At 42.8% G+C, this 14,159-nt stretch carries 13 protein-coding genes; 10 read left to right on the forward strand and 3 right to left on the reverse strand.

Annotated elements, in window-relative coordinates; translation table 11 throughout:
* Positions 1 to 12: 12 nt before the first annotated feature.
* From ACY8D0_RS06900 to ACY8D0_RS06915, 4 genes are all read left to right on the forward strand, one after another.
* Positions 13 to 1,221 carry an iron-containing alcohol dehydrogenase gene (locus ACY8D0_RS06900; RefSeq protein WP_462409734.1) on the forward strand — a complete coding sequence of 403 codons (1,209 nt, stop codon included), beginning with the start codon at positions 13 to 15 and terminating at the stop codon, positions 1,219 to 1,221.
* Positions 1,222 to 1,504: 283 nt separating this feature from the next.
* Positions 1,505 to 2,722 (forward strand): acyl-CoA dehydrogenase family protein, encoded by a 1,218-nt coding sequence (locus ACY8D0_RS06905; protein WP_462409735.1) that lies wholly within the window; start codon positions 1,505 to 1,507, stop codon positions 2,720 to 2,722.
* 372 nt (positions 2,723 to 3,094) lie between these two features.
* On the forward strand, positions 3,095 to 4,573 hold the full coding sequence (locus ACY8D0_RS06910; protein ID WP_462409736.1) for an aldehyde dehydrogenase family protein: 1,479 nt from the start codon (positions 3,095 to 3,097) through the stop codon (positions 4,571 to 4,573).
* Positions 4,574 to 4,835: 262 nt separating this feature from the next.
* Positions 4,836 to 5,771, forward strand: coding sequence for a manganese-dependent inorganic pyrophosphatase (locus ACY8D0_RS06915; RefSeq protein ID WP_462409737.1), 936 nt, complete (start codon positions 4,836 to 4,838; stop codon positions 5,769 to 5,771).
* Positions 5,772 to 5,813: 42 nt separating this feature from the next.
* Here the strand turns inward: ACY8D0_RS06915 and ACY8D0_RS06920 are convergent, their stop codons facing one another.
* Positions 5,814 to 6,581 (reverse strand): hypothetical protein, encoded by a 768-nt coding sequence (locus ACY8D0_RS06920; RefSeq protein WP_462409738.1) that lies wholly within the window; start codon positions 6,579 to 6,581, stop codon positions 5,814 to 5,816.
* Between the two features lie 221 nt (positions 6,582 to 6,802).
* On the opposite strand from ACY8D0_RS06920, the gene ACY8D0_RS06925 reads away from it, so the two are divergent.
* The 5 genes from ACY8D0_RS06925 (at position 6,803) to ACY8D0_RS06945 (ending at position 10,542) form a co-directional block, all read left to right on the forward strand.
* Positions 6,803 to 7,708: a LysR family transcriptional regulator gene (locus tag ACY8D0_RS06925; protein WP_462409739.1), complete on the forward strand. Its 906-nt coding sequence runs from the start codon at positions 6,803 to 6,805 to the stop codon at positions 7,706 to 7,708.
* A gap of 164 nt (positions 7,709 to 7,872) precedes the next feature.
* Entirely contained in the window at positions 7,873 to 9,282 is a 1,410-nt protein-coding gene (locus ACY8D0_RS06930; RefSeq protein ID WP_462409740.1) for a UbiD family decarboxylase domain-containing protein, read from the forward strand.
* Between the two features lie 14 nt (positions 9,283 to 9,296).
* On the forward strand, positions 9,297 to 9,473 hold the full coding sequence (locus ACY8D0_RS06935; RefSeq protein ID WP_462409741.1) for a hypothetical protein: 177 nt from the start codon (positions 9,297 to 9,299) through the stop codon (positions 9,471 to 9,473).
* 35 nt (positions 9,474 to 9,508) lie between these two features.
* Positions 9,509 to 10,081, forward strand: coding sequence for a UbiX family flavin prenyltransferase (locus ACY8D0_RS06940; RefSeq protein WP_462409742.1), 573 nt, complete (start codon positions 9,509 to 9,511; stop codon positions 10,079 to 10,081).
* Complete coding sequence (locus tag ACY8D0_RS06945; protein ID WP_462409743.1) at positions 10,081 to 10,542, forward strand: pyridoxamine 5'-phosphate oxidase family protein; 462 nt, start codon at positions 10,081 to 10,083, stop codon at positions 10,540 to 10,542. The genes ACY8D0_RS06940 and ACY8D0_RS06945 overlap by 1 nt, the downstream gene beginning before the upstream one ends.
* A gap of 88 nt (positions 10,543 to 10,630) precedes the next feature.
* Here ACY8D0_RS06945 and ACY8D0_RS06950 read toward each other — a convergent pair whose 3' ends face one another.
* Positions 10,631 to 12,088, reverse strand: a complete 1,458-nt coding sequence (locus ACY8D0_RS06950) for an aldehyde dehydrogenase family protein (protein WP_462409744.1) — start codon at positions 12,086 to 12,088, stop codon at positions 10,631 to 10,633.
* A gap of 236 nt (positions 12,089 to 12,324) precedes the next feature.
* The gene (locus tag ACY8D0_RS06955; RefSeq protein ID WP_462409745.1) at positions 12,325 to 13,098 is read right to left on the reverse strand and encodes an IclR family transcriptional regulator; all 774 of its coding nucleotides are present in this window, start codon (positions 13,096 to 13,098) and stop codon (positions 12,325 to 12,327) included.
* Between the two features lie 214 nt (positions 13,099 to 13,312).
* Here ACY8D0_RS06955 and ACY8D0_RS06960 point away from each other — a divergent pair, with 214 nt between their 5' ends.
* A complete protein-coding gene (locus tag ACY8D0_RS06960) occupies positions 13,313 to 14,152 on the forward strand; it encodes a fumarylacetoacetate hydrolase family protein (protein ID WP_462409746.1) in 840 nt (279 codons plus the stop codon).
* Positions 14,153 to 14,159: the final 7 nt, after the last annotated feature.

The following is a 14,159-nucleotide window of genomic DNA, read 5'->3' on the forward strand; positions in this document are numbered from 1 at the left end:
GGGATGAAAAGAATGAAAACAACCTTATCGCAGTTCATGTTACGTACAGGAATTTATAGCGGTTCCAATTCCCGGGCCATGGTGCCAAGCCTATTTGCGGGCCTCGGAGCCAAGCGGGTATTGTTATTGAGTGACAGGGGCTTGGAGCAGGCAGGAGTAGTCGAGAAAGTGGCTTCTATTTTTGAATTGACGGGTCATGGAAGTGGCCCTCAATTAGCAGGGACCTATCTTGACATTGCTCAAGATGCAGAAAGCCATTGTATCAATGATGCGGTCAGGTACGCTCGCGAGGTCGGCGCGGACAGCTTGCTGGCGGTTGGAGGCGGAAGCGTGCTCGACACTGTAAAAGGGGTTAAATATGCTCTTCACAAGGGTCTGTCAGATATCAAGGAGGCAATTCCAGGCGGGCTTTTATATGAGCAATTCCCGCAGGCAAACTTTATGCCGATTCCTCATATTGCGATTCCGACAACTGCCGGAACAGGGTCCGAGGTTTCTCCAATCGCTGTTATTTTTAATGAAGAAATTCAGATGAAGACAAATATTATCAATCCATTTATTAATGCGGATATGGCCATTTTGGATCCAGACTTGACGGTTGGCCTGCCGCCGCGGATTACCGCCTTCACCGGGTTTGACGCACTAACACATGCGATTGAGGCACTTGCTTCGCCAACAGCGACCGGACTGACAGATGCGTATGCCTTGCATGCCATTCGGCTGATTGAGAAGCAGCTGCCTGTGGCGGTTGCCGCTGGAGGCAATCTGGATGCCCGGATGGATTTACTGCAGGCTAGCTTGATGGGAATCACTGCGTTCAGCTTTGCCCTTAATGCGATTCCGGTGCATAATATGGCACACGCCTATGGAGCGTTATTCCGGATTCCTCATGGTTTGGCCAATGCGGTCTTCCTGCCGGTTGTCATGGAGCTTGTTCCCCAGCTTTACTTGCCGAGAGCATCTGAATTGGCAGAAGCGTTGAATGTCGATGCGAAGGATGATACGGCTGAAACCGCACTTGCAAAGGTCATTGAAAAAATACGCTTGCTACAGCGCAAAGTGGGTCTGCCTGAAGACTTTAAGGAGTTTACTATCAGTGAAGAACAGCTTCAGCAAACGATTCCGGCTGTCATGAAGGACCCGGCTTCCGTAAGTTACCCAATGCCGGCGGAATTGATTGCGGCGATTGGACAAAAAGTGGTGCCTTTGACAGTTAAATAGTTTTTTAGTTGCCCAGTCGGTACTTCATGGTACTGGCTGGGCGGTTCTATTATAAATAATGTTCGTCTCAGCGATTGAAGATGGCGTTTTTAACGATTCGAAAATATGAAGGCAAAAATCGCAAATAAACTGAGATCATTCGCAAATAAAAGTGATTTGAACCAGTTAAAGACTATGTTAAAGTGAAAAATCAGAACACATGGCCGCAATAAGTGAAACAATTTCTACTTATCAAGAAGTAATCGATACTTGCTTGCTAGTATACTTGGGGGAGGACCTACTTATGATAGACTTTTCTTTTTCAGAAGAACAAGAATTACTGCGAAAAACGGTACGCCAGTTTGTCGATAAAGAAATCATGCCGTACATAAAAGAATGGGATGAGCAGCAGCATTTTGAGAAAAGCATACTAAAACGTCTTGCGGAAATAGGCCTGATGGGGGTTTGCATTCCGGAAAGCTACGGTGGCAGCGGGATGGATTACAACTCACTGGCAATTGTCTGTGAAGAGTTAGAGCGAGGCGACACAGCTTTCCGCACGGCGGTTTCCGTTCATACCGGCCTGAACAGTATGACCTTACTGCAATGGGGCAACGAGCAGCAAAAACAAAAATATCTTGTTCCTCAAGCAAAAGGTGATAAGGTCGGCGCTTTCGGGCTGACCGAACCGAATGCCGGGTCCGATGTCGCGGCCATGCAAACGACCGCAGTTAGACAAGGTGACTATTACATACTCAATGGCTCCAAAACCTGGATTTCACTTTGTGATGTGGCAGACCACTTTTTAGTGTTTGCCTATACGGAAAAATCCATAAAGCATCACGGAATTTCCGCGTTCATCGTGGAAAGACAATGGGAAGGCTTCTCTTCCAAGGCAATTAAAGGCAAATTGGGCATTCGCGCCGGCAACACAGGGGAATTATTTTTTGAAAACGTAAAAGTACCAAAGGAGAACCTGCTTGGTGAGGAAGGTGAGGGCTTTAAGATTGCCATGTCCGCCCTGGATAATGGGCGGTTTACCGTTGCAGCAGGAGCATGCGGCACAATCATGGCCTGCTTGGAGGCGAGCGTCAAATACTGCCATGAACGGGCCACGTTCGGTAAAGAAATCGGCAAACATCAGCTTGTCCAGCAGATGATTGCCAAAATGGAGGCAGGGTTGCAGCAATCCAGGTTATTAGTGTATCGGTCGGGATGGCTGAAGAACCAAGGTAAACGCAATACCCGCGAAACATCATTAGCCAAATGGCAAGCATGTGATTATGCCCTTGAAGCAGCTAACGATGCTGTTCAGATTCATGGAGCTTACGGATTCTCTAATGAATACCCTGTTGAGCGTTATTTACGGAATGCCAAAGCGCCGGTTATTTATGAAGGAACCCGGGAAATCCATACTGTCATGCAAGGTGAATATGTCCTTGGCTACCGTCAGGACAAGCCGCTCTCTAGTATGCTGCCAGCTTGGCCATTTGTTGAAGCAGCAGAGCATACTTTGGATTAAAGAACTCAAGACGTCAAAATGGAAAAACGTAAAACTGTCGGTACTATTTCAATCAAGTTAGTGAATACAACCAAACACCTATAAATTTGAGCGTTTTATAGTAAAAATGGGGGTTGCAAAATTCAAAATTTTCCAATATATTATTGACCGGTAAACAGAGAGGGCTTATAATTTAAATAGACAAAATTGTTAATCAATTTTGTCTGCTAAAATACCGTCATCAGGAAGACATTTACTGTTACAGATTCCACAGCACCGAATTGGGATTGTGGGCAGTTTGTGGTCACACGTCCAACTGGTCGCAGTTTCGCTTAAAATGAAAGCGTTTAATAGTTTATTGAGATCCATAAAATGATGGAGAGGAAAGATTCTATGGAAAATCAGCCACTTGTTGTTCACTCGATTATTAACGGAGAAAAAGTAAAAACCGAAAAACAATATTCTCGTGAAAATCCCACGAACCCTGCAGAGATAGTCGGTTATGGCCCCATCAATACACGGGAAGATGCGAAAGCTGCCATAGAAGCTGCCTCTGGAGCATTCCAATCCTGGTCGAAAACCCCGCTAGATGAACGGATTGTTCTTATGCAGCGGGCGATCCAGAAGCTAAAGGACGCTGAAGTAGAACTTTCTGAGCTTCTCTCGCGTGAACATGGTAAACCACTTTATGACGCTCATGGCGAAATATTCGTTTCGAACTTGTGGATGGAATATGCTTGCAGTACCGTTAAGCAGGTTCTACAGGAAAAAGTGCAAGAACATGAACAAGGAAAAACAATCACCACGTATGACCCGATGGGGGTTGTTTCCGCGATATTCCCTTGGAATTATCCGATTTCTCTATCGACTATTAAAATTGCCCCGGCATTACTTACCGGAAATACGGTGGTGTTAAAGCCCAGCCCGTTTGCTCCCCTCGCTGTCAGTAAGGCAATTGAGTTAATGGCTGAAGAGTTTCCGCCAGGGGTGATTAATCTGGTACATGGTGAAACAGATGTGGGAATGGAAATGACATCTAATCCAAAAGTGGCCAAAATTGCGTTCACTGGCGGTACTGAAACAGGAAAGCACATTATGAGATCAGCGGCCGATACGCTGAAAAATATTACTCTAGAACTGGGCGGCAACGATGCGGCCATTGTACTTCCCGAATTTGATGTGAACGATGAACAAGCCATGCGCAGAATGGTTATTGCTAACTTTCTCAATAACGGCCAAATTTGTATGATCGCAAAGAGGGTATATGTCCATCGGTCAATCTATGATCAGTTTGTGGAAAAATATATTGAGGCGGCAAATAAGTGGATTCGAATCGGTAACCCGTTAAACGAAGAGACGACAATGGGCCCGGTAAATAATCTGGCACAGCTTAACTTCGTGAAAGGATTACTAGAGGATGCCAAGAGCCATGGTGGCGAGGTGATATCACTCGGACAGATACTCGAACCGGAAGTTTTTGAGAAGGGTTACTTTATTCAACCTGCATTAGTTTTAAATGTGGATCATCAGGACCGAATCGTAGCGGAAGAACAATTTGGACCAGCGGTGCCAATCCTTCCTTACGATGATGAAGAACAAGTCCTCTCTTTCGTTAACGATAGCATTTATGGACTAACCAGCTCCGTCTGGGGAGAAACGGAACATGCCATCCAGGTTGCCCGCCGTATCGAAGCCGGTACGACGATGATTAATACGGCAGCGATTATGGGACTTGATGTAAGATTCCCATTCGGCGGAGTTAAACAGTCAGGTATCGGCCGTGAATATGGTGAAGAAGGTATTTTAGCCTATGTTGAAACACATGTGATAAACATACCAAAATTCTTAGATATGCCGCATATCCCGCAATAATCAATAGAAAATTGAAAGATTTGTATAAAAAAAGGTACAACTGCCCAAAGGGTGTGTTGTACCTTTTTGGTGTATAAGGAAAACAAGTTGATTGTTCTTGATACTTAATGAAATCAAAGTAGGCAGCTTTTAGTTGGATTCGGAAATAAACTATTAATTTTTTTTTGAATCCTTACTTGGATTCATATATAATTTGCTTTAGGGCTATTCTTTTTAAGAATAAGCAATACTACATAATATAAATGGTTAGGAGAAGTAGTAAATGGAAAAAGTCCTTATTTTTGGGCATAAAAACCCAGACACAGATACGATTTGTTCTGCAATTGCTTATGCGGATTTGAAAAAACAGCTTGGTTTTGATGTGGAGCCAGTCCGCCTAGGTCAAGTAAACGGAGAAACCCAATATGCATTAAATCAATTTAAAGCAGAGGCACCACGTTTGGTGGAAACTGTGGCCAATGAAGTAAACGCCGTTATTTTGGTGGACCATAATGAGCGCCAGCAAAGCGCCGATGATATTGCTGATGTCCGCGTATTGGAAGTCATTGACCACCACCGTATCGCCAACTTTGAAACCAGTGATCCGTTGTATTACCGTTGTGAGCCGGTGGGCTGTACTGCCACAATTTTAAATAAAATGTATAAAGAAAACGGCAAAGAAATCAAACCGGAAATTGCAGGGCTGATGTTGTCAGCGATTATTTCTGATTCTTTATTGTTCAAATCGCCGACGTGCACAGACCAAGATGTGGCGGCTGCACGGGAACTGGCTGCCATTGCCGGCGTGGATGCTGACCAATATGGTCTTGAAATGTTGAAGGCCGGAGCGGATGTCCGTGATAAATCCATTGAAGAATTGCTTAGCCTTGATGCCAAAGGCTTTGAAATGGGCGGAAGTAAAGTAACCATTGCCCAAGTAAACGTGGTCGATGTCAATGACGTTCTTGCCCGCCAAGATGAGATAGAGAATGCAATTTCTGCAAAAATTTCTGAGCAGAACCTCGATTTATTCTTGTTTGTGGTAACTGACATTTTAACCAACGACTCTGTTGGATTGGCCCTGGGAAGCAAAGCAAATGCCGTTGAAAAGGCCTATAATGTAACGCTTGAAAACAATACGGCTACCCTAAAAGGTGTAGTATCCCGTAAAAAACAAATCGTTCCTGTGTTAACTGATACCTTTAACAAGGGCGTATAAGCAAAAAACCGTTCATGCCTAATGAGAGACATGAACGGTTTTTTAGTTTTCTTGGTTAGATTGGCTGTGATTCTCTTCCTTTTTCTGATTTAATAAGAAAAAGGTTAATGGTTTGTCTGAACCAGTCATTAATTTGTAAACGTAAGAAGAGGTCACTTTATAGCCTTCCTCGATTCTAGCTGCAAGATAATTCGTCCGTTCAAAAATAATCGATCGGATATGATTTAGCTGGTGGGTGATTTTATCGACCAAGGCCTCCTGGGCATCAAGCCGGGTTAATACCTCACCTTGGAATCCCTCTTGTTCAGTAATTTTCTCTGAGACTTCCTTTTGTAAAACCAGCTGTTCGTTCATCTGCTGGGATAAATATTGGGTGCTTTCTTCATAGTTGGCAAGCCTTGTCGACAATGCTTCTATCGTTTGCGATAGACTGTTAACCTTGTCGAGCAAATCTCTGTTCAACTGTTCTTCGGACTCTAACTTTGTTTGGAAATTCTCATTTTTTACTTGAATGGATTGTAATGATTGAATGATTTGTTGGTCAACATCCTTTTGGATTTGGTCATTTTGGCGCAGGTCACTGAGATGGGTATCGATTTGGCTCCATCTTGTTCTTTGGGAGTTTTCCTGATCGGCCGTCCGTACCTGCAGTTCGTTCAAGGATTGCCTGAGTGTCTCATTGGCATTTAACTGTTCGTTTATTAGCTCCGTCATAAAATCCCGTCTGGCATATGCCTGATTCGGCTCCTGGATCGGACGGTTATTTTTATAGATTTTAATATTTTTGCTGTTATTGATATATAATCCCATATCTCACATCACTCCTTTAGGTAATTTCGGTATGTTAGTATATGCCTTAGAGGAGTGAGGGGGGACATTTATGGGCTTTATTTATCTACCAAAAAACTTTGTGATTATGGATAGGCTTTTTAAAAATGCCTAAAATATTATTTCTGTAATAAAACAATTAGTTTATTTTTCTTAAAGAAAAAGGCAAAATAGTAGAAAAGGAGAGTAGGAGAAGTCCAATTATGGAGTTAAAATATATTGAGGCATTTTTAAAAATCGTCGAAACCGGCAGTTTTTCCTCCGCATCTGAAAAGCTTTATATTTCCCAACCTACCATCAGTGTGAGAATCCAGCAACTTGAAAAGGAATTAAATCGGCCATTATTTAACCGAATAGAGGGAAAAAAGGTAAAATTAACACCTTATGGGGAGAAGCTATTGCCTTATCTTGAAGAAGCGTATAGCTTGATTGAAAAAGGGTGTGAAACCATACAAGATGAGGAATTGGAAAGAAAGAGAGTCATTATATCCTGTCCGAATCACATGGGGGCTGAAATCATGCCTGAAATATTGAGTGCCCTTTATACGGACTTTCCTGGTATTGATTTTTCTATTAATATTCACATGAATAACATGTTTCATAATATCATTAGTGGAATTCGAAACCATGAGGTGGATATTGGTTTTATGTATATGGCCCCTGAAAAGGTGGAACAATTCAAGGATTTTAATACTGTACATATTTCAGATCAACGAAACGTTTTGGTGGCAAGCCCTGACCACCCACTTGCAAAAAGGAACAATGTTTCGATTAGTTCTTTACGGAACGAGCGAATATACATCTATGACAGACATTTATTATCCAGCAGAATGATTGATGATTTTTTTAAAAAACATCACCTCCCGACATACCGAAAGGAAGAGATCAATCATTTGGCTTGGATTAAAAGGCTGGTGGAAAAGGGATTTGGAGTGTCCTTTCTTCAGCAAATCATGGTTAAAAAGGAAATAGAGACCGGAAGTTTAGTAGAAGTGCCATTGGAAGCAGCACCGCCCATGACCAGTATCGTATTGATCTTTCGCTCTGATTTACAAGAGAAAATAAAAGCAAGAATGACCGATATAACATGGAAATTATATAATAAATAAGCCCAGTTTTCGGGCTTTTTTTTTACCTATTAATTTTCTCTATAACCTCAATTAAAATAATGAATTTGTGAGTATATAGCGGATATGCCATAATTGTATTAGCCGGAATATTCAGTAAGTATATAACAGATCATCATAAGAAGATATAGAAGGAGAGGTGCCTAATGGCAAAAAGTCTAGGAAGCTATTTGGAGGAATTAAAAATAAAAGGCTCACCAGAGCTTGTTGAGATTGAAAAGATGGTCATTCCTCATAACTTTGAGGTTACAGCTATTTTGGAAAAAATGGATCAACAAGGTGATACGAGAATTCCTTGGTTCAACCAAGTGGTAGACAATCATGGAGAAAAAACAGCTATGTCAGTTGTTTCCAACCTTTTTGGCACAAGAGAGAGAATCGGTGCCCAAATAGGGGATGCTGAGGCGGCAAAAGGAGGCATGGCGGTTAGCATGGCCTACGCCAAGCGGGAAAAGGAACAGATACAGCCCGTCATTCTTTCACCGTATGAAGCGCCTGTGAAAGAAGTTATTCAAAAGGGCGCGGAAATTGACTTATTACAGCTGCCGATTGTCAGGCATTATGAAATGGATCTGAGTCAAGTATTAACCATGATGCTTGTAATGAAGGATCCGGATGAAGGATTTTATGACGTGTCGTTTACAAAGGTTTTTCCAAAAGGAGCCGATCTAGCGGGTGTCTCTATCCATTCCCCGCATTTGGAACGGATCCTTACAAAGTATGAGGAAAGAGGGCAAGCAGCCCCGATTGTCAGCATTATTGGCCATCATCCTGCATTTACTCTAGGAGCAGCTGCACGTGTCCCCTTTGGCAATGATGACTATGCAACCATTGGTGCGTTTTTGCAGGAATCGGTTCGGCTTGTTCCCAGTGAAACATGGGGCTCCGATTTTCTTGTGCCTGCTGATGCCGAAATCCTAATTGAAGGAGAAATCCAGCCGGGAGCCCGGACGATTGTCGACCCATTTGGCGAAGTGACTCGTGATTATCAGCCGCAATGCCTGCGTCAGTTAGCCAATATTAAGGCGATTACCAGAAGAAAAAAGGCAATATTACAAGATATCTTTTCGGGACACCCCGAGCATTGGCTGCTTGGCGGCATAGCAAAAGAGGGAGGTCTCTACAATATGCTGCAAAAGCAGTTCGGTAATATCCGGGCTGTAAAGATGCCATATTCCGGCTGTTGCCGCTTGGAATGTCATATCTCCATTAAAAAACGGACTGAGGGGGAGCCGTTTAATGTTGCCATGGCGGCATTTGGTTTTGATTCCCAGTTACAATGGATTACCGTTGTGGACGAAGATATCGACCCGTTTAATGAGTTGGATGTCCGTTTTGCGGCTGTTAGTTACGTGAATCCTGAAAAAGATATTCAAAGAATTCGGGCCCGCAACCACTTTTACAATGAAGGGGCCGGATGGAAGGTCATGATTGATGCAACTAGGCAAACAGTAGTCCCATCACCGGCACGTTTCAGGGTTCCGCCAGATGTTATGAATTCCATTAAACTGGAAAACTATGTAACAAGTCATAAGCCTGTACTGCAAAAAGGGTAAGGGGGGAACCGAATATGGGAAAAGGCGGTAATTTAGGAGATCAAATTTTATGGGTCAGTTGTGTTTCTTGTTCAGGCCGGTTTTATTGTGAGCACGACCTTCTCCATATGGACGTTAACTTGATCTGTCCATTCTGCACAAGTGAATTTTCAGCCAAGGATGGAGCCGAGAAAGAACAAGCCAATAAGTAGCCTGTAGGGCTGAAACGAACGGAGTGTGTGGTTCCATGAGAATTATTGTCGGCATATCGGGAGCATCTGGTGCCATCTTTGGGATTAAAATGCTTGAATCTTTGAGGTATTGCGGTGTCGAAACGCATTTAATCATTTCAAAATGGGCCGAGACAACGATCCGATTAGAAACAAACTATACCATCAGCCAAGTGAAGGAGTTAGCTTCCTTTGTCCATGACTCCAAAAACCAAGCTGCCGCGATTTCAAGCGGGTCTTTTCGGGTGGATGGGATGATTATTGCCCCTTGCAGTATGAAAACACTCGCAACCATTCGCACCGGCATCGCGGATGGACTAATGGGGAGAGCTGCAGATGTGGTGTTAAAAGAAAGAAAAAAACTGGTTTTATTAACAAGGGAGACGCCTTTGAACGATATCCACTTGGAAAACATGTTAGCATTGTCGAGAATGGGAGCCGTGATTGTCCCGCCGGTCCCGGCTTTTTACATCAATCCAGTGACAATTGATGATATTGTCAACCATATTGTGGCACGGACATTGGATCAATTTGATATCGATAACTCTTTTACGAAAAGATGGCAGGAAGAAAAAATGAAGGTGAAGTAATGGTGGAGACGGTGGTACTGCCCGTAAAGATTGTTAATCTATTAAATGGAATGGACTTGGAGCAAAAACAGAATGATGCAATGCTCCTTATCACAGTCAGCGAAGAGGGGTGGCCCCATGCAGCCATGATTAGTGTGGGGGAAATCGCAGCCATTAACGAACAGCTGCTTCGCTTGTCGTTGTGGAAGGGGACAAGAACCGCGGAGAATCTTCTCCGGACTGGAAAGGCTACTTTGGTCGTTATTTTGGAAGGTAAAGCCTATTATTTGAAGATGATGTTTTCAAAGCTCGAGAGTCATGATACTAGTCGTGAAAAATACGCAGCGGCGGTTATGTCTGTCAAAGAGGATATCGCTAAATATGCTGTCATAACCACAGGTATTAAGTTCAAATTAAAGGAACCTGAGGAAGTAATAAGGCGCTGGGATAAAACGATAAAAGAATTGAAAAACCCAGAATAATACCGGCGATAGTTTTTCGGTTGAAAACCCAAAAGAAACAAGGCAGTGAATCCACTGCCTTGTTTCTTTTGTTAACGTGTTTCTTCTATTAAAAAGGAAACTGCCTGTTGGTTGTTTGAACAGAGATCCATTTAGTAATGGTGAATTCTTCTACCACCCATGGATTTCCAAATCGGCCAAGGCCGCTTGATTTATTGCCGCCGAAGGGGATGTTTGGCGCATCGTTTACAGTTTGGTCATTTAGATGCGTCATTCCGGCCTCTAATTGCAGAGCCAATTCTTCTCCCCGTGCTAGGTCGCCGGTAAAAATGGAAGAACTTAAACCGTAATCCGTCCCGTTCGCGAGTTCAATCGCTTCGCTGTCCGTTTGAGCTTTAATGATGGTGGCAATCGGCGCAAATAATTCCGTTTGTGCCAATTTGCTGGAATTGTCAACGTCCGTGAACACATACGGAGTAAGAATGTTGCCGACACGTTTTCCTTCTAGTGCCACGGTAGCGCCGTCACGTTTTGCATCTTCAATATATTGGAGTGCTTTTTCCAATTGACGATCGTTTACCAGCGGTCCTATCACAGTTTTTGGATCGCTAGGGTCACCATATGGAAGGTTTTTTGCCCTGGCAACGAACTTTTCAACGAATTCATCGTATTTGTCTTGATGGACGATAATTCGGTTAATAATCATACAAATTTGTCCTTGGTGGATAAACTTACCGAAAATAGCGGCATTTACAGCCTGGTCCACATCAGCATCGGAAAGCACAACAAATGGGCTGTTTCCTCCCAGTTCAAGGGCGACGCGCTTTAAGTTTTGTCCAGCAATTCCCCCGATATGCCTGCCAACCGCAGAGGAACCTGTAAAACTGATAAGTTCTAAGTTAGGGTTGGTCAACATGCCATCACCAATTTCTTGAATATCTGTCAGGATGACATTCAGGACTCCTTTTGGCAGACCTGCATATTCGAAGGCCTTGGCAATGATCGAACCGCCCGATAGACCAACCTGAACATCTGGCTTATGAACAACACTATTCCCTAATGCAATCGCCGGTGCGATCGTCCGCATTGATAGATTCAAAGGGAAATTGAACGGCGAGATGGATGAAATAACTCCCAATGGCAGGCGGTACACATGATTTAATTTATCCGGGGAGCCTGGGATTTCCCGAAGTTTATAAATTTCGTCTGCATATTTAATGGCTTCCTCTAAAAACTCCATAGCCAAATGGTGTTCGACATTTCCTTTTAAAATCGTCCCGCCAGTTTCGCGGACAATGGTATCGACAATCTCTTCACGGTTAGCAGTTAAGTATTCTGCAGCCTTTTGTAAAACGGCCCTTCTTTCTTCGACTGTTGATTTTGCCCATTCCTTTTGGGCTTTTTTTGCGATGAGAAAGGTTTCTTCAAGCTGTTCTTTCGTTGCTAAACGAACGGATGCCACCACAGACCGGTCATATGGATTTAAAATGTCATAAGTCCGGTCGCTTTTTCCTTCTGTCCATTCCCCATTAATATAGTTTTTGTTTAATACGAGAATCGATTGCATACTTCATCTCCTCCTAAAAATTCATAATGGCAACGCTTTCAATCAGGCAAATACACCTGGGACTTTTTTCATACATACCATCCCATTTCAGATTAAGATGAGTATATCAACTCGTTTTTTTATCGTATAGCGTGTTGTTGCTGTATATGAAACATCAAAGATATTTTTTGCATTCTATCAAATCAACATGGCAAGAGGGGCCAAAAGCGGCCCCTGCAAGCAGAATAGCATGGGACCTACAATTTTGGCTTATAACCCATTCGTTCAGATATTTGCTTTGAAGCCTCTAATAGTAATTCCCTGTATTGGACTAATTTTTCTTCCGTAAAGTGAAAGGTTGGCATGATGATTCCGGCTGCGGCAATCACTTCACCTACAGAGTTAAAGATTGGCACCCCGAAACCAGTGGCACCAACGTGGGTTTCATCTTTTTCAAAGAAAAATGCGTCCTTGCGGATGGTTTCAAGTCTTGCTTTTATATTTTCAGGATCTAATAGAGTGAAGGGGGTGCGCTTTGGGATTGGCTGGCTGAGTATTTGGTCGATTTGCCTTTCAGGAAGATACGCGAGCAGAATCGGACCAAGAACGCCATATAAGTAATGGCGCTCCCCCACGCCAGACGAAACCTTAAGACCTTCCTCATTTTCCCGCCGATAGATATAAGAAATTCTCTCCCCGGCATGTACAGCCATTAAAACAGTTTGTTTCGTCTTTAAATATAATTCACTTAAAATATCTTCCCCTTGTCGTTTCACATCAAAAAATGACCCATACCGAAGCCCGAGCTCCAACAGTCTGACGCCGGGCTGGTACTGCAATGTTTTTTCGTTAAATAATATTAACTCTCTTTTTTCTAAGGTGCAAAGGATCCGGTAAACAGTTGATTTGGGTAACTTTGTAATGGCTGCAATTTCCTCAATGGTCAAAGGCTGATTTTTTAGCGAAAATGATTCCATTACATCAATCGACCGCTCAATCGAACGGATCGAAGGCATATTCACGTCTCTCATGTCTTTCCTCCATATATCAAAACTAGTATGAGTTGATAATACCAGTATTTATGTCATTCAGGAATAAATAGTAAAAATATTCTTCCAATTCATCTGTATTTTTTTAAAATTGAATTTTCAAAAAATATTGACGATTACGCACCCTTTCTGTTAATCTATTTTTAGAATAAATGAGTTGAACAACTCACTATATGAGATGAAAGGGTGGTACTTATTGAAACTAGCTTTGTTTAATAAATGTAAATTAGGCTTGGTAAAGGAGGAAAATATCTATGATATTACTTCCGTAACGGACTGGAATGAAGAAAAGCCCCAAGAATCGTTGGAACAGTTGATGAAGAACTTCCCTGAAATCCGCGAGAAGGTGGAAGCTGAACTGTCAAAATGTGAAGTCTATCCTTTATCAGACGTTAGTCTTTGTCCTCCAGTGCCGAAACCGGGAAAAATTGTTGCAGCACCAGTTAATTACTACCTTCACCAGGATGAAATGAACCAGCAGTTTAATAACGCAGAATACACGATTGAGAATTTAGGCTTTTTCTTAAAAGCGCCATCCTCGATCATCGGTCCCAATGATACAGTTAAGCTCCCGTTTAAAGACAGGAGAACGGACCATGAAGCCGAATTGGCCTTTGTTGTAGGAAAAAGGGCAAAAGATGTTCCAGCATCTGAAGCGCATAACTATATTTTCGCTTATTTTGCCTTAATGGACATAACGGTCAGAGGAAAGGAAGACCGTCCATGGAGAAAATCCTTTGACACTTTTACGCCAATTGGGCCTTGGCTGGTGACAGCAGATGAAATCGAAAACCCGAACGAACTCGGTTTCCGTCTGTGGGTTAATAATGAATTGCGCCAATCGGCGAATACGAAAGATTTAATCTATGATTGCTATAAATTCTTTGAAGTTGCATCGGCAACCATGACGCTGGAGCCTGGTGATATTTTGACGACGGGTACACCAGAAGGGGTAGGAAGTATTACGAAGGGTGACAAGGTGCGGATTCAAATCGACCGTATTGGTGAATTCTCAGTAAATGTGGATGATAAATAGGGGGGAA

Source organism: Neobacillus camarae, assembly GCF_054950115.1.